This is a genomic window from Telmatocola sphagniphila (assembly GCF_018398935.1).
GTDB lineage: Bacteria > Planctomycetota > Planctomycetia > Gemmatales > Gemmataceae > Telmatocola > Telmatocola sphagniphila.
Map to the genome: position 1 here is coordinate 2,411,426 of NZ_CP074694.1, position 21,792 is coordinate 2,433,217.

Annotated in this window: 14 protein-coding genes and 1 pseudogene; 9 read left to right on the forward strand and 6 right to left on the reverse strand. The window is 52.2% G+C overall.

Annotated features, from left to right (window positions below):
- Positions 1 to 11 precede the first annotated feature (11 nt).
- The 3 genes from KIH39_RS09595 to KIH39_RS09605 all read left to right on the forward strand — a co-directional run bounded on the left by KIH39_RS09595 (position 12) and on the right by KIH39_RS09605 (position 4,594).
- Positions 12 to 473, forward strand: a complete 462-nt coding sequence (locus KIH39_RS09595) for a carboxypeptidase-like regulatory domain-containing protein (protein ID WP_213499113.1) — start codon at positions 12 to 14, stop codon at positions 471 to 473.
- A gap of 95 nt (positions 474 to 568) precedes the next feature.
- Positions 569 to 3,148, forward strand: coding sequence for a DUF1553 domain-containing protein (locus tag KIH39_RS09600; RefSeq protein ID WP_213499114.1), 2,580 nt, complete (start codon positions 569 to 571; stop codon positions 3,146 to 3,148).
- 57 nt (positions 3,149 to 3,205) lie between these two features.
- Positions 3,206 to 4,594, forward strand: a complete 1,389-nt coding sequence (locus tag KIH39_RS09605; RefSeq protein ID WP_213499115.1) for a DUF1501 domain-containing protein — start codon at positions 3,206 to 3,208, stop codon at positions 4,592 to 4,594.
- Positions 4,595 to 4,795: 201 nt separating this feature from the next.
- Here KIH39_RS09605 and KIH39_RS27075 read toward each other — a convergent pair whose 3' ends face one another.
- A complete protein-coding gene (locus tag KIH39_RS27075) occupies positions 4,796 to 5,200 on the reverse strand; it encodes a DUF3592 domain-containing protein (RefSeq protein ID WP_213499116.1) in 405 nt (134 codons plus the stop codon).
- A 408-nt stretch (positions 5,201 to 5,608) separates the two neighbouring features.
- Here KIH39_RS27075 and KIH39_RS09615 point away from each other — a divergent pair, with 408 nt between their 5' ends.
- Positions 5,609 to 6,094: a hypothetical protein gene (locus tag KIH39_RS09615; RefSeq protein WP_213499117.1), complete on the forward strand. Its 486-nt coding sequence runs from the start codon at positions 5,609 to 5,611 to the stop codon at positions 6,092 to 6,094.
- Here KIH39_RS09615 and KIH39_RS09620 read toward each other — a convergent pair.
- Positions 6,069 to 7,229: an ISAs1 family transposase gene (locus KIH39_RS09620; protein WP_213498793.1), complete on the reverse strand. Its 1,161-nt coding sequence runs from the start codon at positions 7,227 to 7,229 to the stop codon at positions 6,069 to 6,071. The two genes, KIH39_RS09615 and KIH39_RS09620, sit on opposite strands and share 26 nt — an antisense overlap.
- A 74-nt stretch (positions 7,230 to 7,303) precedes the next feature.
- On the opposite strand from KIH39_RS09620, the gene KIH39_RS09625 reads away from it, so the two are divergent.
- A complete protein-coding gene (locus KIH39_RS09625) occupies positions 7,304 to 7,933 on the forward strand; it encodes a ThuA domain-containing protein (protein WP_213499118.1) in 630 nt (209 codons plus the stop codon).
- Between the two features lie 187 nt (positions 7,934 to 8,120).
- On the opposite strand, the gene KIH39_RS09630 is transcribed toward KIH39_RS09625, so the two are convergent.
- Positions 8,121 to 9,677, reverse strand: coding sequence for an MFS transporter (locus KIH39_RS09630; protein ID WP_213499119.1), 1,557 nt, complete (start codon positions 9,675 to 9,677; stop codon positions 8,121 to 8,123).
- Positions 9,678 to 10,103: 426 nt separating this feature from the next.
- Here KIH39_RS09630 and KIH39_RS09635 point away from each other — a divergent pair, with 426 nt between their 5' ends.
- The 4 genes from KIH39_RS09635 (at position 10,104) to KIH39_RS09650 (ending at position 16,577) form a co-directional block, all read left to right on the forward strand.
- Complete coding sequence (locus KIH39_RS09635) at positions 10,104 to 10,568, forward strand: YaiI/YqxD family protein (protein ID WP_213499120.1); 465 nt, start codon at positions 10,104 to 10,106, stop codon at positions 10,566 to 10,568.
- 308 nt (positions 10,569 to 10,876) lie between these two features.
- Positions 10,877 to 14,125 carry a DUF1592 domain-containing protein gene (locus KIH39_RS09640; protein WP_213499121.1) on the forward strand — a complete coding sequence of 1,083 codons (3,249 nt, stop codon included), beginning with the start codon at positions 10,877 to 10,879 and terminating at the stop codon, positions 14,123 to 14,125.
- Positions 14,122 to 15,411, forward strand: a complete 1,290-nt coding sequence (locus KIH39_RS09645) for a DUF1552 domain-containing protein (protein WP_213499122.1) — start codon at positions 14,122 to 14,124, stop codon at positions 15,409 to 15,411. Before KIH39_RS09640 ends, KIH39_RS09645 begins: the two co-directional genes overlap by 4 nt.
- 314 nt (positions 15,412 to 15,725) lie before the next feature.
- On the forward strand, positions 15,726 to 16,577 hold the full coding sequence (locus tag KIH39_RS09650) for a sugar phosphate isomerase/epimerase family protein (RefSeq protein WP_213499123.1): 852 nt from the start codon (positions 15,726 to 15,728) through the stop codon (positions 16,575 to 16,577).
- 60 nt (positions 16,578 to 16,637) lie between these two features.
- On the opposite strand, the gene KIH39_RS09655 is transcribed toward KIH39_RS09650, so the two are convergent.
- The 3 genes and pseudogenes from KIH39_RS09655 to KIH39_RS09670 all read right to left on the reverse strand — a co-directional run bounded on the left by KIH39_RS09655 (position 16,638) and on the right by KIH39_RS09670 (position 21,720).
- A complete protein-coding gene (locus KIH39_RS09655) occupies positions 16,638 to 17,729 on the reverse strand; it encodes an alpha/beta hydrolase (protein WP_213499124.1) in 1,092 nt (363 codons plus the stop codon).
- A 383-nt stretch (positions 17,730 to 18,112) separates the two neighbouring features.
- Positions 18,113 to 20,356: pseudogene (locus tag KIH39_RS09660) on the reverse strand (DUF2309 domain-containing protein).
- A gap of 11 nt (positions 20,357 to 20,367) precedes the next feature.
- The gene (locus KIH39_RS09670; RefSeq protein WP_213499127.1) at positions 20,368 to 21,720 is read right to left on the reverse strand and encodes a proton-conducting transporter transmembrane domain-containing protein; all 1,353 of its coding nucleotides are present in this window, start codon (positions 21,718 to 21,720) and stop codon (positions 20,368 to 20,370) included.
- Between the last annotated feature and the right edge of the window lie 72 nt (positions 21,721 to 21,792).

Consider the following 21,792-nt stretch of genomic DNA (forward strand, 5'->3'; position numbering starts at 1 on the left):
AGAGGAAAACCATGAAGCGATTTATACTCGGGGTAGCTTCGGCTATATTCGTCCTGACGCAGACCGGTTGCTCCAGTGAGAATGGGAAGTACATTCCCGTCACCGGCAAACTCCAAGTGGACGGCCAACCTGCCGAAGGGGCGCAGGTGACCCTCGTGCCTACAAATTCCAGCATCGGCGAATCGACTTTCCGTCCGACCGGATTGGTAGATGCGGACGGATCCTACAAGCTCACCACTTATGATCCTTCTCGGAGCATCACCCATGAAGGTGTGCCTCCGGGGGAGTATAAGGTTACAATCACTTGGATACCTCTTCTCCAGCCTGGGGAGAATGTTGATTCGAAAAAGCGGCCCGTAGATAGACTCGGGGGAAAATACCTCGATCCTGCCAAATCGCCCTATCCGGTGGTCATAAAAGAACCCCGCATGGAAATGGATCCAATTAATCTGAAGCTCTTAAAGCGAAGTTAAACGATCTGTCATCGCAAAACTGTTATCGGAACCGCCCTGCGGAACCGATTCCTTAAATAAATCGAAATACTGCTGAACCGAATGAGGCGTAATCTATGAGACACCCGCTAGCAGTTATTACGGCGGCATTTGTCGTAATAACTCCAGTTTTTGGTGCCGAACCCGAGCCCGCAAAGCTCGACTTCTTCGAAAAGAAAGTCCGTCCGATTCTGGTGGAACATTGCCATGCCTGCCACAGTGCTGACACAAAACCCGCGGGGGGTCTGCGCGTAGATGATCGCAATGGCTTGCTGAACGGGGGCAATACCGGCCCCGCAGTAATCCCCGGAAATCCCGATAAAAGCCTGATCCTCAAACGGGTGACAGCCAAAAATAAAGGTCACATGCCCCAACAGGGAGAGGATCTCAAACCCCAAGAGCTGGCCGATCTCACCCAGTGGATCCGAGAAGGTGCTCTCTGGCCGACCATTCGAGTGCCTGGGCATCTGGGCAAAACCCAGCCGAGCTATGAAAAACTCAAAAAAGAGCACTGGGCCTGGCAACCTCTCTCCAGACCCGAAGTACCCGTTGTGAAAAACAAGAACTGGCCGAAGGACGATCTCGATCGATTCGTTCTCTCCCGGTTGGAAGCTGCAAATCTCCAGCCAGCGGCGGAGGCCGATAAGCTTTCGCTGCTTCGTCGCGTCACCTTCGATCTGACTGGTTTGCCCCCTAGCCCGGCCGATATCGATTCCTTCGTTAATGACTTCGCCCCCGATGCTTTTGCAAAAGTAGTCGATCGTTTACTGGCCTCTCCCCAGTTCGGTGAACGATGGGGGCGACACTGGCTCGATGTCGCACGATATGGAGAAAGCACGGGACCGAGTCGTAATATTCCCTACCCCTTTTCCTGGAAATATCGCGATTACGTCATCGACTCGGTAAATGCGGACGTCCCCTTCGACCGCTTCCTCCGCGAACAAATCGCGGGCGATCTTTTGCCCGCCGATAATTCCGAGCAACAGAATCGTCAACTGACGGCCACCGGTTTCCTGGCCTTGGGTGTCAAGGATGTGAACCAGAGGTTCAAAGTTCGTTTCCTTATGGACAATGTGGACGAACAGATCGATGCGGTGTCGCGGTCGATTCTCGCACTAACCGTGAGTTGCGCCCGCTGCCACGATCACAAATTCGATCCGATTCCCCAGTCCGACTATTACGCACTGGCGGGAATTTTCACCAGTTCCGAGAATGCAGCCGGAGTGCGGAGTTTGATGGGCGGGGGTGGCTTGGCGTATTACGACCCTGCGAACCTAGTGGTGTTAAAAGGCAATCTCCCGGAAGTGCCTAAAGAACAAGTCGAAAAGGTCAAAGCGGAACTTGCCGAGGCCAAAAAAGCCTGGGATGCCATTCGCGGAACTCCCGAGGGTCTTAAGTTGGCCGCCAATGGCTTTCCGACCCAGCGTCCGTTTCGCTTGAAATTCGAAGCAAAACAAGCGGAACTCGCCGCTCTCACCGATCCGGCCGCGCGAGGTTTTGCGGTCCATGGAGCCCGGGAAGGCAAAGTCGTCGGGGATACTGAACTTCGCATTCGAGGAGAGGCGGAGAAACTCGGTCCCAAAATTCCCCGTGGCTTTTTGACCGCCTGGACGGTGCCAGATGCCCCTTCCATACCTGCAAGTCATAGTGGTCGACTCGAACTCGCTCAATGGCTCACCAGCAACCAGAACCCCGTCACCCCCCGCGTGGCGGTTAATCGGGTCTGGGCGCATCTTTTCGGTCGAGGGATCGTATCGACCGTGGATAACTTCGGGGTTACTGGCGATCTTCCCAGTCATCCGGAGTTATTGGATTTTCTGGCGAATCGCTTTTTGCAGGAAGGGTGGAGCGTGAAAAAGCTGGTGCGCGAAATCGCACTTTCGCGAACTTATCAACTCTCGGCGGAAACCTCCCAAACGGCGCGAAAACTCGATCCCGCGAACAAATTACTCTGGTGTCACAGCCCGCGTCGACTGGATGCCGAGGAATATCGCGATGCGGCCTTGTTCAGCGCCGGAAAATTGGATTCCAAACGACTCGGCCCCTCCGCCGTGAGCAGCCTCAAGATGATCGAAATGCGCGATAATGGCCCCGAAGCCAAAGCGATTCACGAAGCCGCTGACCGAAGTCGGGCACGGAGCATTTATCTGCCGTTGCTGCGCGGCGTGACCCCTCACGCCTTGGCAGCGTTCGATCCGGTCGAACAAACTCTGGTAACGGGAATCCGGGAATCGACGACAGTTCCCAGCCAAGCCCTTTTCCTGCTGAACTCCGCGTTCGTAGCGAACCAGTCCTTGAGTTTGGCCGATCGGCTGTTGAAGGATTCGAATGCGACCGATTCCGATCGAATTTCGCTACTATATCGCCGGACGTTGAGTCGCACGCCGACCGACCATGAACTCACCCGGGCTCTGGCTTTCGTCGCGGATTATGAAGCGGCCGCCAAATTGCAACCGCCTCCCCCCGAACCTCCGAAAGTCGCAAAGAAAGTTGAGCCGAAGAAACCCGTGGATCCGAACCAGGATCCGGATACCGTCGATCAGACGGGAGAAAACATCGCTGAAGAAATCGTTCATCCCAAGGATGCCAAAACTGCGGCCTGGCAGGCACTTGTGCAATCCGTGTTAGGCTCGGCGGAATTCCGCTACCTCAAGTAAGACATCAAAACTCCATTATCTTTTATTTCCTAATCATTGAATCCACTGGAATTTCAAATGAATATTCCCAAAGAACTTCGGGCTTCAGTTGCGGTGCCACCCAGCCGCCGACAGCTATTAAAAACGGCCAGTAGCGGCTTCGGCCTCGTTGCTCTGGCAGGACTGCTCGGTCAATCCAAAGCCCGAGCGTCAGAACCTGAGGCGAAACCTCTTGCCCCCAAAGCTCCCCATTTTAAAGCGCGGGCGAAGCGGCTCATATTCGTTCATATGAACGGGGCAATCTCACATCACGATACGTTCGATTACAAACCGCAGCTGGAAAAGAATGACGGCAAGCCGGGTCCGGGCGGCGGCATTCTAACCGCTTCAAAATTCAAGTGGAAGCAGTACGGCGAAACGGGTAGCTGGTTCACGGAATTATTGCCTAAACTCGCCCAGCATGCGGATAAACTCACCTGGCTCCGAGGCCTGCACACCGACACTCCGGCCCATCCTCAGGCCGTGGTTCAACTCCACACCGGGAGCGCGAACGCAGCGCTGACCCGTCCCAGTTTAGGAGCCTGGCTCTTATACGGTCTGGGCTCCGAGAATCAGGAATTACCCGGCTACATCACCATCAATCCGCCGCCGAATTTCGGAGGCGCGGTGAACTTCGGCAGCGCGTTCCTACCAGCTCACTTCCAGGGAACCCGCATCGACGATCTGGGACAATTGCCGAATCTGAAGCCTTCCACTGCCACGACTCTGCAGCGAAAACAACTCGATTTGATCCAAGCCATGAATCGCGAATTGGGCAATACCCCGACCGCGCCGGATCAACTCGATGGAGTTATCGAAACCATGGAACTCGGTTTTCGCATGCAAGGCAAAGTGCCCGAACTACTGGACATTCGCCAGGAACCCCAGAAGGTGAAGGATGCCTACGGTATCAAGGATGGCCCCGCGGGCGGATTTGCTCGGCAGTGTTTGATGGCGCGAAGACTCTCAGAAGCCGGCGTTCGGTTCGTCGAAATTTGTCAACCGGGATGGGATCATCACACCAATTTGCACAAAGGGATGATAGAGCGCTGCGCTTCGATCGATCAACCGGTGGCCGCTCTCTTAACCGACCTGGAACAAAAGGGACTGCTTTCCGAAACCCTTGTTCTCTTCGGAAGTGAGTTCGGCCGACAGCCCACTGCCCAAGGGAAGGATGGTCGCGATCATAACATCACGGGCTACCCGATGTTTTTAACCGGAGCGGGAGTCAAGAAAGGCTTCACTTACGGCTCCACGGATGAGTATGGTATCAAAGCGGTTGAAGGTCGGATGCATACCAACGATTTGCATGCCACCTTACTAGCGTTGATGGGTCTGGATCACGAAAAGTTGACCTATCGCTATGCCGGCCGCGATTTTCGACTGACGGATATTGCAGGTCAGGTCGCCAGCGAAGTTCTGACGTAGAGTCTGGAGCTGTCGTTGCAACAGAGGGGAACGAGCAGTGCGTATGCCTGTTCCCCTCTGTTGCAACGGTAACGAGCAGCTCAGTAAGCACATCGCTAAGGAAAGACCGCTTCACTACAATTAGCGTGGGGTAGTTCAATTTTTTTTAGGACAGATTGAAACGAGCCATTCCAGTCGGGACATCACCCCTCTCAGACAAGTTCACTGCGCTACAATATTCTCGAGTATTGTTCTGTTTGGGTGACTGAGTACCCAAGCAGCGATGTTGAATGCTAACATCATCAAAAGCCAGACAACCGAGAAAGCGATCGTCAATTTGCTGCCCGGATGCACGCCGTAGGAGAGAGACGAAATCGAAGGATCAGTTGGATCGTATCGCACACTAACTGCCTTTGCACTTTTAAGCTTTCGATAAATTTGTTCTTCGTCGTATTTATCGCTACCGGGATAATACCAGAATGCCAGTCGAGAACTCGTGTAGGAAATCCCTTCAACTGTATACGAGTATTCACACCGGACCTCGTATGTATTACCTTCTCTGTCGGGAATCTCATAGAGTTCACAGTGAGTGATCTTTCCAGGCGTAGCCGGCCAGCTTCCGGGCAAATTCGCTTTTCTAGCACTTCACAAGCCCTGCCCAAAGAGGAAGAATCCCAGGAGATACATAGGGGTGAAAACCGCGATCCAGACAATAGCCATTTTCACGATCCGAACCCTTAGTCATCGATTAGCGGGATGAGATTTTAGTTTTCCAGGAAACATCGAGTTTAGGCATTCCCAAGCCAATCCAGAAACAGCGAACTGTTTAACTCAGATAATTATTACGAGAAATCGTAATACCGTTTGCAGGAGTTTGAAGGATTTTTGGTGGAAACCAAAGCATGGGAAGCCAGATGGTATCCCGCCGAGCGATCCGTTCGCCGGAACTCGGCCTTCCGGATAAGATCTACCGACAGGGATGGTATCGCTGTCAATTTCCGCCAGTCAATTCTATCCTCTCCCAGGGAGTTTGAAGTGCGGTATTCCTTGCTGATCGCTATTATTCTTTCGGCGTTCCACTCCCGATTGCATGCAGAACATCCGGTACCGGATAGCCCTCTTTGGCTTACTTATACCGGTGAGAAAGGCCCTGGCCGGGGGAAACACATCGTACTCATCGCGGCCGATCAGGAATATCGCAGCGAATTCGCACTTCCCATGCTGGCCAAAATTCTTGCGAAGCATCACGGTTTCGATTGCACTGTCCTCTTCAGCCTTAACGATCGAAACGAAGTCGACCCTACCCAGAAAATTCGCTGGGAAGATAAGACTGTCACCCACAATATTCCCGGTCTCGAGTATTTGGCTCGAGCGGACCTGGTCATTCTCTTCAGCCGGCTCCTATCACTACCTGAGGCGCAAAGGAAATACGTTTACGAATACCTGGACTCGGGGAAGCCGATCATTGGAATACGAACCGCCAGGGAAATCGCATTTAAAGCTGAAGGAATTCTCGAATAATTAATTCTCGGCGTTCATCGCTGGCGCAGGCTTTCAGTCGTTTGACTGCCATCGATTCCTTGCCGCTCGCATTCGCTACTATGCTCAGAGCCAACCTTTTAATCCTGGCGAAATTCTGAGGGCCGTTATCTTTTCGAACCCGGCTGTCGTCGTCGCCGAATGTCACATCCAAGGACCAATGCAAATTATTCTCGATCGTCCAATGTTCCCGGACCGCTTTCGCCAACACCGGAGCGTCCGACGCTCGGCTGCAAATATAGTAGCGGATTTCGCTCGCGCTCTTGTGGTTTTCTCGGCGGTCGGTCACCACCACGACCACCGTCTTCAAGCCTTTCCAATCGTCCTTCATCGATAAGAAATTGACGTCCGAAAACACGAGGCACGAACGGTACTCCACTCGGCCTCGATTCTTCTCCGTCGATTCGCAGAACGTCGTCGGTACATCGGCGAATCCGGACTCCAAATGCTTGAAGTAATGAGCCTTGATCTCGGCCAAGAGAGTCGGTTGATTGTCCTTCACCGCCAACAGGTAATCCGCGTCCCGTTCCCGCACCGCCTCGGCGATTTTTTTTTGACAGCCCATCGCGTCGATAGTCACGATTTTTCCGGCAATGTCCAGCCGTTTCAGCAATTCCGGGATCGCGGTGATCTCGTTCGATTTATCGTCCACCGCCTCTTGGCCCAGCGTCACGCGGTTGGCCGTCGCAAACGCGCTGACCACGTGCAGGCACTTCTGACCCGGACCGCCTGACGAACGCATCGTCTTGCCGTCGATCGCCACCTGAAGCAGGTCGGTCCCGACGCAGATTTCCGCCATCCATGAAGCGAAGCAGGCCTCGAAAGCATCCGTGTCCAGATAGCGGAAAACTCGGCCGAAAGTGTCATGGCTCGGGATGCCGTTGGGCAAGGGGAGATACTTCCGGAACCAGTCGATCTTGGTCACGCCGAAAGCTTCGACGGCCACCCAGTCGTTGGCTCCGGAAACCGCGGCGCAAATGGCTATGAAAATGATTTCCGAAAGCGTGTGTTGTTGGCAACGATCGAGGCGGTGGTCGGGCAAATCCGCGAAGTGGACGAGGAGATCGGTCAACGGAGTTTTCGCCGGCGCGGGAGATAGTTCGGAAAGCTGAAACATCGAGGAACCCCAGGGCGATCTAGCGAGCGATTTCCACATCCTCCACTAAAGAAGAACGATGCGCAATACAATTAATGACATTAGATGTTTTCTTGGAATTTAAGCGCGATTTCCCTGTACGAACCGCGAACCACGGTTTCTTAGATTTCGATTACAAAAAGGCCGGTAAGAGAATTGACTTCGGCGAGGATGTGCTCGGCGGATCTTTCCGCGAACACCATGGGAACTGGCAGCAAGATTCAACTCGCGGCCTTCTCGTCGAAAAAAACAAAGATCACCCCGTCCTCAAGGGGGTCCAGGATATCTGGGGACTCACCGATGTGTACCGCACCTACAAAGTGGGTGGCAGCCTACCCGCCGATTGCACTCCTTTGGTGGATGGGCAACCTCTACTGGGCCGAAAACCGGACGATGCGATTAATCCAAAGTTGATCCCGCTGCCCGTCGCCTGGGTCAGAACCTGGACCGGAAATACCGGGAAAACGGCCCGAGTATTTCATACGACCATGGGAAGCGCAGAAGATTATCGAAATCCAGGGCTGCGACGTTTAACCGTGAATGCGGTTTACTGGTGCTTGAACAGGGAGAAACAAATCGATCCCACTTCGAGCGTCGATCCCGTCGGCAAGTACGAACCTTTGCCGAGCGGTTTTGACTACGCGAAGTTGAAAGTCGTGCCGCACCCGCCGAGCTTTTACAAATAGCTTCCTTCTCGACGGATACCGGCTCTATTTCGGGAAACGAGCTTACCTAGCTTCGATTGAGGAATCCGGAATGGACTTGTCTTGCATTCTTTAAGATATTCAGACTCATTGGCCCCCTAGACGATTCGACTAAGAATCAACGATCCTCGAAGAATATCGCGAATTAAATCGCCTAACAGCTTATGGCTCACTCGGATTTCACCTTGCGAAGAAAATAAATAACTGAGATGGCGGCGACAAGCGCCAGTGCCGCGCAGAGTACCATGCTGATACTAAAGCCATTCATAAATGCATGGCGAGAAGCGGTGAGAAGCTTCAGTTTCGCTGGTTCCGGAAGTACTCGAGCGAGTTCCGTTGCCTGGCCAAAAGTATCGCCGGCCGATTTCGCAGCATCCCCTAGACCAGAAAGATCGACTAAAGACATCGAATGGCGATAGACCGCGGTCGCGATGCTGCCGGTTATCGCAATACCCAGCGCCCCTCCCAATTCCCCCACAGTCTCGGAAATCGCAGAGGCAGCGCCGGCTCGGTCGGCCGGGGCACTTCCAACTATGAGATCGGTTGCAAGTGTCCCGACGGGGGCACCCCCCAGGCAAAGAAGAACCATCCCGGACAAGAGCATCGCCCGCCCGTCAACTTCGCCCACCTGACTGACGATCAAAAGGCCGGTCGCACACGCCACAAAACTACCTCCGATGACGTAGCCGGGTTTAATTTTTCGGATCAATAAGGGGGCTAGAATGGAACCAACACCTAGTGCCACTGCTAGTGGTAGCGACCACAAACCAGTTTCGAGGGGAGTCATATCGTATACCAACTGTGTGCACTGCGCCGAAAAAAGAAACGCGCTAAAGGTAATAAAGACATAGGCTATGTAACTTCCCAAAGAAGCACTGAATTCGGCAATCCGAAAGAGATCTAAGTTGATAAAGGGATCCACCAATTTTTTCTGCCGCTGAATAAATGCATAACCAATAAAAATTCCAAGGAAAATTGCTAATAAGGAGTCCGGATGGAATCCCAATTCTGCAATTTGTTTAACGCCAAAGATTACGGATAAGACCGCAACGATTGACAACCCCGCACTGTATAAATCCAAAGGCCCTGGACGGGGATCGCGAAACTCCGGAAGTACGAATGGCCCTACGATCAACAGAAGAATCATTATGGGGACGGCGAGCAGAAAAACGGAACCCCACCAAAAATAGGTCAGCATCAGTCCACCCACGGCCGGGCCGAGAGCCGCGCCTGCGGAAAAACTGGCCATCCAAATTCCCACTGCCAGACTTCGCTCGCGATCAGACAAAAACATGTTTCGTATAAGTGACAGGGTGGATGGTGCCAGAGTCGCCCCCGCTATGCCGAGAATTCCGCGTGCCAAGATCAGCATGGCAATGCCATTCGCGAAAGCCGCTAAAACAGAAGCAAAAGCAAAAGCGCCGGCCCCGATCATCAGCAGTCGTCGCCGTCCAATTCGGTCGCCCAGATTCCCCATCGGAATCAGGAAACCCGCCAGTAAGAACCCATATATATCGACAATCCACAGAAGTTCCGAACTCGACGGCTGTAAATCAGCACTAATTGCGGGCAAAGCCAAGAAGAGGACGGACAGGTCCATGGAATAAAGGAGACAAGGCAATGCGATTACCGCCAAGCCAATCCACTGCCGAATCGAAGCGCGAACTGGCGAATCTCCATTTAAGGCTGCGGCCATTTGCAAGTCTTCTTCCTTGAACTCGGGCATTTCGCTACTACCGCTCTTTTCCGAATGGGCGAAGGTGACGCTTTCCGTTTCTCAAAGCCCGGGAGATCGATTCGACCAATATTTCCATCATTCTCGGCAATAAGTCCAAGAATACGCACTTTGTCTGGGAGTGCCTCCCGCTTAAAAAGCCTAATTGGTCTGCTTACCCATTCAAGAGGAACCAAAAATTTATCCCGGACCGACCAGGCTTACGTAAGGCAAGAACTTGTTTTACGCACTCCGCGAAGGTTCACTTCGAAAATTCTCACATCCAGCCGAGTCCGGGCGAGACGCTTGCGAGAAGACCTCTCTCAGGGCCTCTTCGACCGCGCCTAAGAAGACTCGGCTGATCGACAAATAGCGTTCAAGGTGTATCGTGATATTAAGGAACCTACTTTTTTAGCCGCAATAAAACGGATTTCGGCAATGTGGATCATTTATGTCGATGCGGATGCCTGCCCGGTGAAGGAAGAAATCTACAAAGTCGCTAAACGCTTTGAAATAAAAGTCGTGATCGCGGCAAATAATCCCATGCGGATTCCCAATCATCCCCTGGTGGAATTGGTTGAGAAAAAAGGATTCGATGGAGTCGACGATTGGATCGCTCTGATGTGCGAGACGGGGGACTTGGTCATCACGGCGGATATTCCCCTCGCCGCGAGATCCCTGGCAAAGGGGGCTCATGTATTGGATCCTCGGGGTAAACCGTTCACGGAGAGCGATATCGGTTACGCCCTGGCTTCTCGCGATCTGATGAATGAACTTCGGCAGTCGGGAGAAATCACCGGAGGTCCCGCCCCCATGACTCCCAAAGATCGATCTCGATTTCTGGCAAAACTGGATGAAACCTTGCACAAATTGAAAAAGCTTGGCACCCAGAAAAAGCCGTGACGCCTAGGCCCTCCCTGCACCTGCGACAGCGGCCAATATTTCTGAAAATGCGAACCTGCTTAGGAAAGTCTACTTGCAACCCTTTCGAGATCGGTGTACGCTAATGCAAGTGAAGGAACGGACCGAATCGAGGGATTTTGTGTCTTGTTCGGTCCCTTCACCCCCGCCAGGTACTTTTTCACTCCGATCCTTCCGCATCAATGCCAAGATTATTCCACTATGTCGGTTGCTTGCTGCTGTTTTCGTTTACGCCATTAAATGATCACTTCAGTCGGGCTTCCGAGGATGATTCGTTTCAGAAAAAGGTCTTGCCTTTCCTGCAGTCTTACTGTGTGAAATGTCATAATCCCAAGACCTCCGAGGGCGAACTTGATCTCACCAAGTACACGTCCACTGCCTCGATTGCTCAGGATTTTCGGCAATGGGAACATGTCATCTCTTTCCTGAAAGACGAGAAGATGCCTCCCAAGGAGGCTAAGCAACCCGAGACCGCCGAGCGGAAGGAATTCCTGGCGGCTCTAGAAAAGGGGTTGCTACTCGAAGCAAAAAAACTGGCGGAGGATCCGGGAGTTTCGTTGCCCCGACGACTCAGCAACGCCGAGTACAACTATACCATTCGCGACTTGACGGGTGTCGATATCCGCCCCACTGCGTCTTTCCCCATCGATCCGGCCTCCGGTGAAGGCTTCAACAATACGGGCGAAGCGCTGGTCATGTCGCCGAATCTGTTCAAAAAGTACTATGCGGCCGCTCAACAGGTGGCCGACCATTTGCTTCTGACCACCACCGGATTCGAATTTGCCCCTTATCCCGTCATCACTTTCGCCGATCAGCAAAAGTTCTATGAACAAGCGATCCTGCGCTTTTACGATCAACACAAAATCCAGTACGAAACTTACCTCGCCTCCGCCTGGTCGTACCGCTATCGCCCGGCGTCCCGGCGCGACGTCAGCATCGAAACCTGGGCGACGGAGCACAAATTAAGCGCGAAATATCTGGCTTCCCTCTGGAACCTGTTACAGGACGATACTTCCAACAACGTCTTCTATATCCAGTGGCTCCGTCAAACCTGGAATGCCCTCCCGGCCCCGGTTTCCGAGAAAGAGACCGCGATACCGCCAGAGACACTGCGGCAAATTCGATCCATCGCCAGCACAATTCAGAAGCTCAGTAAGCAGCTCTGTACTGTGGAAACTCAGGCCATCATTTCGGATGGCGGCAATGCCCCGATAGTGCACATCGATCGACGAAAAAAAATGGCGGCCGGCCGAGACAAATTCAACAGAGAAGTCTTGCAGAAACCAGCGCAGCAACTCCATTGGGAACTCAAGAAAAGCTCAGATAAATCACCATCGAAATTGATCATTTCCATTTCCGGCGAGCCTTCGGATCAGGGAGATCAATACGTCCTTCTGAATCGGTTGAATTTCAGTTCTGCTGGAGAACCGGATTACAATTCCCAGGACCTGAAACGAAATCTTTCCCTGCGGAATTTCCTGGTAAAGTATGCACCGGATCAATTAAAAACGATGGAATTCGGCGTTCATCCGCTCGGGAATAAAGTGGATGCTGGCAGTCTGATTCTTAAAGTGCCCTCAGTCATAGAAATTGGGATTCCTCCCGAGGCTTTAAAAGATCCATTGATCAAGAATTTCTATGCGGAAGCCAGTCTCAATGCGAAGGACTCGCAGTCCGGTTTTGCCCGAGTGAGTTTATCGAATCAAAAAAATCCTCGTGAAGATGTAACTTGCGGAGTATTTCTGATTGCCAGAGATCATCCCGCTGCCAAGGCGTTTCAGAAATCCTGTGAAACCTTCTGCCAGCTTTTTCCCAATCGCTTTTATTATGTCGATGAGACTCGCGGCCTTTCCGCGGGTTTTCACCTGATCGAAGGGTTCTTCCGGGACGATCAGCCCCTTTACAATTCGGTCCTGAGTGAAACCGAAAAGAAGTCGTTGGATCGTTTCTGGGACGAACTCTATTTTGCCACCAAAATTACCGAGAAGATGCTGCATGGCTTCGTCTTCTTCGAACGAGAAGAACGCGGCTTTCTCAAGCACCCCGATTTTAAATCTTTCAAAGAGGAAGATCCGGATCTGGGAAAAGAAGATAATCTGCTCCGTTTCGAACAGGTTTATCTGAAGCGTTCCAATGTTAAAGTGACCGGCGAGGAACTGGAAAAACATCCAATTCACGCTTTCTTCGAAGACATCCGCCAAGGATTGAGACGACGCGATAAGCAATTGAAGGAAGCGGAAGCCGCTTATATTCGCAACTTGCAGAATTTCGCAAAAGCGGCCTATCGTCGTCCTCTATCCGAGCAGGAGAACAAGGAACTTGTCGAGTTTTATACGTCGGTAGCCCGCCAGGCTGAATTCGGGATCGAGCAGGCCGTGCGGGCCAGCATTACTCGCATCCTCGTTTCGCCGCATTTTTGTTATCGACTGGAGTTGCCTCCCGCTGGGAAAACCATTCAGCCCGTTTCCGATCTGATACTGGCCTCCCGTTTGAGTTATTTCCTCTGGTCTTCGATGCCAGATAAGGAATTACTCGATCTGGCTTCGAAGGGCGAACTGAATAACGAAAAAGTTTTGAAGGCTCAAGTGCGACGAATGCTTAAGGATCCCAAGGTCAGCGGCTTCGCTCAGGAGTTCTTCGGCCAGTGGTTGAAATATCGGGATTTCCTCCAAAGTGAGACCGTCAATCGGCAACTCTTTCCCGAATTCGACGATTCTTTGAAACAAGCGATGTTCGAAGAACCCACGCGATTTGCCACAGGGCTGATACAGGAAGATCTTTCCCTGCTGAACTTATTGAATGGCGATTTTACTTATGTCAACAAGCGGTTGGCCCGCCATTATGGTTTTCCCTTCCCAGGCGAAGAGGCTGTTTGGATCAAGATCAGTGGACTTACCGCGAAAGGTCGGAGCGGTTTTCTGGGCATGGCTGTGTTTCTGACGAAAAACTCCCAACCGGGCCGTACCAGTCCAGTCAAGCGCGGATACTGGACCGTGCATGAACTGATGGGCGAACATATTCCCCCGCCGCCACCGAATGTGGCCGTTCTTCCCGCGAAGGAGACCGATACCCAGGGCAAGAGCATCCGGGAACTGATGGCCTTGCATACGGAAAATGTAATGTGTGCCCGCTGCCATCAGCACTTCGATCCCATCGGTCTTGCGATGGAAGGCTTCGATCCTATCGGCAAGCATAGAACGAAGGACTTGGCGGGCAGGCAGGTCGACAACCTCGTTCACCTCCCTTCCGGCGAAGTTTCGCAGGGCATCCCGGAATTCGCTCGGTATCTGGCCACAAACAGGAAGAACGAATTTACCCAAACTCTATGCCGAAAGTTTCTCGGTTTCGGGTTAGGGCGATCTCTAGAATTATCGGATAAGGTGCTGCTGGAAAAACTACAGGCTCAATTGGAAGAGAACGATTACCGTTTTTCCGCACTGTTCGAATCGGTCGTCCTCAGTCCGCAATTTCGTAGTCAACGTGGTAAAGATTATCAGCCGACTGTTTTAAAAATCCATCCTGCCGGAGAGAAGCCGTGAATTTTCCCAAAAAGATAAACCGCCGAACCGTTCTGCAGGGGCTGGGTTGTTCGATTGCTCTTCCCTGGCTAGAGTCGACAAAACTCTTCGCGGGAGAAGATCTGGCGGCCAAGACAAAAGTACCACAGCGGTTTGCCTGCTTGTTCATGGGCGACGGTATATCGCCGCACCACTGGTGGTCTAAAGGCAACGGATCGGAGATGGAGCTCGGCTCCAGCTTGACTTCGTTGGCCCCCTTCAAGGAAAAACTGAACGTCATCAACGGCTTATTCAATCGCCATGGGGATGGCGGCCATGCCAAATGCACCGGTAACATCCTTTCCGGAGCGAATCTTCAGAAAGGTCGATTGATCTCAGGCGGCGTCAGCATGGATCAAATGCTGTCGCAACATCTCGAAGATGCAACACCCGTTCCCAGCATGGTTCTGGGCTGCGAACAGCCAGTCAGCGGATTCCACGAGTCCAACTATTCGATGGTTTATGCCTCGCACATTTCCTGGCGTACGCCGAACTCGCCGATCCCGATTGAGTTATTTCCCGCACTCGCGTTCGATAGCCTTTTTGGCATGCAGAGCAGCAAGTTGCAAGGAAGCATATTGGATCACGCCCTCGCCCAGGCCAATGACCTGCGAGGCAAAGTCAGTAGCTCGGACCAGGTGAAGCTGGACGAGTATCTGACATCAGTCCGCGAAACAGAAAAACGAATTCAAAAACTGAAACCGCAAAGCGACTCCGCTAGCAAGTTACCACCCGCTTCGGCACGTCCCCCGTTAGCCCAACCGAAAGATTTCAGCGAATACGCGAAGTTGATGTGTGATATTATTGCTCTGGCATTTCAAACCGACCGCACTCGAATTGCGACCTTACTACTATCGCGTGATCTATCGGGTCAGGTTTATCCATTTTTAAATCTTCGGGATGCTCACCATAATCTATCGCACTCGAATGAAGGACCGGAATACCAATCGATCGTCAAGTTCCACGTTGAACAGTACGCGTACTTAATTGGCAAGCTGGCCAAGATGCAGGAAGGGGATCGCACCGTATTGGATAACTCCTGCATCATGTTTGTCTCCGAACACTGGAATGCCCATAACGGCCAACAAGTTCCTCTCGTTCTGGCGGGCGGGCTGGGCGGTAAGTTGAAGACTGGCAGATCGCTCGATTATCTTAAATCGGGCGATGACAAGAGAAAGCTTTGCAGTCTTTATCTTTCCCTCATGGACCGCATGGGCCTGGAATTGAAAGAATTTGGAGACGCCAAAGATCGCCTTGTCGGCATTTGAGAACTTCCGACGACTGGCTTCGCTTCCAATCTATCAATGCGAAATGAGACTTCACGACGTTAAGTCATTGGAAAGATCTGAGCGAGGCGCTTTTTCCGTAGCAACCCGAGCAATCTCGAGCCACCCGGTACTATTCCAAGGATTCACGGGTGGTACTTTTTGAGGTTTCTCAAGCTTCCGCGAACCCTGAGAATACAATAACGCTGAAAAACTCGTACGTGCTTTGAGCTAGGTCAGTACCCTAATTCCTGGTGAATAGGCGCAATTCGAAGAGAAAGTGATCAACCTTTACTCCCCTAGAGGAACCCAAAACGATGCGATCCATTTTTACTATCCTACTGACCGCGGCGTTCATCGCCCCGTGCACGGCGGCCGAACCGAAGCCGAACACTCGAGACGATTCCGCCTCGGAAAAACTCGGCATCAAGCTCTCTTTGCAATGCTGGACTTTCAACAAGCTGACCTTCTTCGAGACTGTCGACAAGGCCAAGGGACTCGGCATCAAATATCTCGAGATCTTTCCCGGCCAGAAGCTTAAGCCTGGTTCCGATCTCAAAATCAGTCGGACGATGAATGACGAAACGATTAAAGAAGTTAAAGCCAAACTCGAGGAAGCCGGCGGTATTAAGCTGGTGGCCTATGGTGTCGACGGCATACCCACCGATGAAGACGGGGCCCGTAAGACCTTCGAGTGGGCGAAAAAAATGGGTCTTACAGTACTTGTCACTGAGACGGACCCGAACGATGTCATCGAAAAAATGGCCAAGGAATTCAAGATTCGCGTCGCTTTACACAACCACCCTTCTACCTGGCCGCCTGAAAAAGTGCTCAAAGCAGTATCTAAACGCGATCCCCTGCTCGGTTCTTGCTCCGACACCGGACACTGGATGAGGGCCAACCGCAAGCCGATCGATTGCCTCAAACTACTGGAAGGCCGAGTGGAACACCTTCACTTCAAGGATCTGAATGAAAATGGCAACGGGCACGATGTGCCGTGGGGAACGGGTCGCGGCGACCCGGCGGCCTCCCTGGCAGAACTGAAGCGTCAAGGCTATAAGGGCTATCTGTCGATCGAGTACGAATACGGCAGCATCCCACAATTGGACGAGAACTTGCCTAAGTGCGTCAAATTCTTCGACAAAACCATGACGGAACTGGCAAAGTAACGGTCTCCATGTACCGCAAATTCTCCGGCGAGATCACTCGCCGGAGCTGAAGTCCTAGCTCTACTTCGGAACGTACCCCTTCCACACCCACTCCAATGCGTGCGGCATAAACTGCGCCTGAGCATTTCCGACGCCGTGACCAGCCCCCCGACAGAAGAGATACTGGTAATCGTAGCCTTTCGCTTTCAGCACTTTCGCCATGCGATTATTCGCCTCCACCCAGTCGTGCATTTCATCCCGCATGGCGTTGGGATTCAACAGGTCAGCGTCCCCGACCGAGAGGAAAATTCGCAAGGGTTTCTTGGGAGAATTGGGAATGAGGGTCTCGTGGAAGCCCCAGGCTCCATCGGGATACTTCGGATCAAACGGCCAAGCCTGGTTCACGAAAGTCCCGGATGTGGTCAGAACGCGATGGTAAAGATCGGTTCGAAACCAGGCCATAATCAAAGCCGCGGATCCACCGGAGCTATTGCCCATCACGGCCCGGTGATCAGGATCTTTCGACAGCTTTATCTGATAATTTTTCTCGACGCGAGGCAGAACTTCGGTCTCGATATACTCGGCGTAATCGCCGTTCATATTGTCGTATTCTTTGCCTCGTTCGTGGCCCTGGGCATCCCCGCCGCCGTTGGCTACCCAGATGACAACAATTGGTGGAATTCGCTTTTGAGCGATCAAATTATCAAAAATGTGCAGCAATTCAGCGCTCGGTTTACCGCCCGGACCATCATGGATGATTTGAAAAGGGGCCTCCTGGCCTGCCGGATGCTGAGCGGGGATGTAGACGGTAATTTTTCGTTTGTAGTCGATCGGGTGCGTTTCCACGAGTAACGTTTTCGGATTCTTTGGATCGACTTTCCCGAACTCCTTGCGGGCAATTCCCGGATTGAAAAGCTTGGTTTCCTTGGAGTTGATTTCGAATTGCTCCACCTTCCCTTGAGGCACCCCCTCGATGCGCTTGCGTTCCGGAGCGGCCGCATACTTCGGCCCAATAACAAAGTTATCGTTCGCATCCAGAGGAGGATTCTGCCCTTCTTTGAGGACAGTGAAAGGAGGCGCCCCCGGATCATCGAATTTGCGAACCGGTGGTGCCGCCCACAGAGTGGAGCTGGCAAAAACCGCCAGCAAGGTAAGCATTCCCAACTTACGCATAAGACCCTCGTGACTTTCTTTAAATGAGCACATAGACGATCATCGATCAGGACTGCGGTATCCTATTCGATTTCGAGAGAATCTGTAGTGCGGGGAACTTAGACTAGTGACAGGAAACCGGCGTTTGCAATGTGAAAAAGAAGCAAATAATTTGCCCGAGCATCACTATTTCAAGATTGTCACAGTCTCCTCCTATCAGGGATTCTTTAGGCATAATCCCATTTACTGCGTCGTCACTTAATAGCAGGAAAAATCCGATGAGTTCACCAGAAACAACTGCACCAGTCGCCACAATAGGGACACCGAGTAACCCCAGAGAAAATATAAAAAAACCGGGCCAACAGAGTGGGCGAGACTCCGTTGGCCCGGCAGAATCCTCCAGCTTAAGCATTAAGCTGCTGTAGTTCCCACTGACCGTCCCGATGTAACTGGTAGGCCCGGTTCTCGCTCGGCTCAATCACCACCAGATGCACCCAGCCGTTATAAAAGAGTTTTTGCAGCACGGGATTGCGTTCTATCAATTGGGTCAACCGCTCTCTCGGGGCGTAGACCACCGTTAACAGTCGAAGTGGTTCGTGAAAGGCTTGTTCGTCGGATCGATAAACCGACTGCAACGGCAGGCCGTGCATCAGATCGCTCGCATTGCCCTGCATGATGCCAAATTTCCCGATGACGTTCTTGGTCACTTTGCTGCCGCCGCCGTACGCGACATTGTTCCAGGTCGAAAATAAATATTGGTTATTGATCCATTGCCCGACCACCATCGGTGCGGTCAAAATGGTACTAAGAAATTTGGCATCGCCATCGTGTTTCCAGTCGTAGGAGTGCAGAAAACACCGACCTTCCAGCTTCAACTGACTGGTCAACTCCCGCGGCCCGACGACAAATGCCGCATTGCGAGCCAACCCCCATTCTGGACGAACCTCCGACCAGTCGCAACTGCGACGGGAGGCATTCGCGTTGCTGGAAGGATAATTCGAAGCTGCCACCAAAGAAGAACTGCGAGCGTTCGCGTTCAGAACTCGAGCTTTCTCCAGATTCTTGCGCAGCTTCGCGACGAGATCGCTAACAGACAGCGGATATTTTTCGTCGTAAATCACCACTTCATCCGTCGTAGTGTTGTGTTCCGCGGCCAGGAACCAGGTATGACCGGGGATGGTGATTCCCTTGTCCAGTAAGCCAGAGCGAACTTTCGCCGTGTTTAACATCTTTACCAGGGTCTTGGCATTAAAACCGCCATGATTGCCACCGCACGCTCCGCAATCGAGCGCGGTGGCGTAGGCATTGTTTCGGGTTTCGCTGCCATGACCACACATTACAATCAACAGGGAAAAATTTTCCGTCAGCCCCATCATTCGTAACGCCGATTCGCAATAATCGATTTGCTGGCTTAAGTTGATTGATTCCAAACTCACTTTGGTGGCCGGTTTCGAAACAACTGCCTTCATCGCTTTTTGGAGTGTGTCGCGATAGAGCTTAGGTGTGAAGGTTCGGGCCAGCATCTGCAGCCCCAGCCAGGGGCCGATCATTTCCACAAGGGCAAAGGGAGTGGAAAAATTATACTTGAGCGTTGGGTAGTACGACTTCACCGCATTCCAGAAGGATCGTCGCTGAACGGATCGCGTCACCAAAAGTGCAGCTTTATCCACCGGCTCCTCGTGCACTTCATAGCACGGCTTGAGAAGCACTGGGCAGGAATCGAAAGCTTCCTCCTTCTCCCAGGATTTCGCACGAATCGGTAATCCGAAAAAACCGGCAAAGCCGAAGGTTTGATAGTTCCCCTGAGCTTCGATCGCCCGCCGGAAAGGTTCCGATCGAACATCGATACAGAAAATCAACTGTGCTTCGGCGTGCGAAGCTTTCTTGCGTTCTAGAAAGTGCGACTCGTGTACTAGATCGACGAGTAATTGATTACGGAAGCGATCCTCGGCTTGGATGATTTTCTCGAATTCGGCCGATGGAAGGTCGAACTCTTGCTTCAAGACGCAGGCCTCGGGCCAGATCGCAAGGGTGATAATCAGTCGTACCGCCAGATATTCAGTCAACGTGATCAGATTTGCCAGCCCTTCGCACGCATTCCGCCAGTGTGTACGCCATTGAATATAGCCAGCCCAACCAGTCAGCGCGGCGAGATTTTGCCTGAGAAATTCTTCGTGATCTTCCTCGAGTATTCTCAACTTCGCCAGACTCTGTTCGATGGCCGCTTCCGGATTTTCGGGAAGCTTTTTCAACCAGTCAGTCACCGAAGGATTTTATTTCAGTTGACGATCATATTTCGCCAAATCGACGAAAGTTCTGTAAAAGCCGCGTTCCCGATTCGGCATCGCGATCGCTGCCTGTCCCTCATCCAGAAATGCGGCGAGCCATTTGATTATTTCTCGATTAACTGCCTCCCGGCCGGATATCGCCAACTTGCCCAAGCTATGATATCCGGTGGATTTTTTGACTGCCTCCTCGAAAGGAAGATCTTCAAGCTCAAGCAATGGATTGCAGGCAATAATGGTTTTCAGTGGCCAGACCGGCGCAAGCACATTCGCCGCTCTCGAAATTTTTTCCGAAAGAGGCACCGACGATCGGTCACTCGAAAGTGTCAGGTTAGGTTTCTCAAGTTTCAGCATAATGCCCATCGGCGTTCCTTTTAGTAGTGGTATTGAGCCCGGACGTTGGTGATGGTGTGTGGACTGGGCTGACTCGAATTCAGCGCGGACATGTACAGGCGTTTCCAAAGTTCCGTGTTTTGAAACCGTTGAATTCCATTCAAGTTCATGAATAACCAGATCATCCCAATGAAACCAAATCCGGTAACATAGCAGACATCGAGTGGCTGCGGCGTCATCAGATGCAACGGCTCAAGAAGCACATCGATCAGGAAAATACTGAGGCCGTAGAGTCCCCCGCCGAAAATGGAGGCGACCGCCGCTCCGAGAATCCGGGAAAGACTTTTTCCCGTTTCAAGAACACGGCCCGCAAGTTGACAGCACGTCATGAAGGCCAGGCCCACCAGGAGAAGACGGGTGTCCAGAGTCGGGTTCAACAGTCCGCTGATCAGAAGAAAGGCGAAAGCACCTGGAACTCCCAACCCGAGAGCTAGAAGGAAAGTAACGAAGCTGCGGCTTCCAAAATAGGCCTTCCGCTTGGGATCTTCCAAAACCGAACTGGCCGAGAGAAAAAGATACGCTTTGAACAAGCCATGCCAGCAGAGATGAGAGATGGCCGGTGCGAACAGCCCCATGCCGCACTGCATGAGCATGAAGCCCATCTGCCCTAGAGTCGAACAGGCCAGCATCCGTTTGATATCGGTCTGGATCAGCTTCCAACTGGTCCCGAGTACTGCCGAGATCAGTCCCAGAACAAAGACACTGTGTAGCAAAATCGGTTGCGTCTGAAACATCGGGGCAAAGCGGACCAACAAAAAGCCGCCACCGTTGACCAATCCGGCGTGCATAAGTGCCGAAACTGGAGTGGGAGAATTGAGGGAGGAGAGCAGCCATTTATGAAATGGCCAGGCAGCCGATTGCGTAACTGCGGCCAGAACAATCAATGCCAGAGCGATGGTCATCATCGGTTTACCGAACTGACCGGCTTGATCCAGGATCCGAGAGATGGAACTGCTTCCGGCCTGCTCCGAAAGTATTCCAAATCCGATTGTTAGGAGCACAAATCCCAAGGCGAACGTCTTGAACGCCAACATCCCCGAGTTCCAGGCTGCTCGCCATTCGCTTTTGTGAATCATCAGGCGCACCAGCAGGAAATTGCTGATTCCCCAGGCGATAAGCATCACCGCCAGATGATCGGCAAAAACCATCCCTAGTACACTCAGTGCCAGAAATATTATTCCGGCCAGATGCCGCCGATATTGGCGATCCCCCGCCAGGTAACGCCGGGAAAAGCTGAAAACATTGACGGCTACGAAGATAATCAGAGCCGCCATCACCAGATTCAACCGATCGATCCGGAAGATCGGGAGATCCCAGTCCGTCACTAATCTCATGAATTCCTCCTGTTTTTCACTGATGATCTTCAATTTAGCCGGGAGGTGAATATAAGTAAAATTTATTGTTCT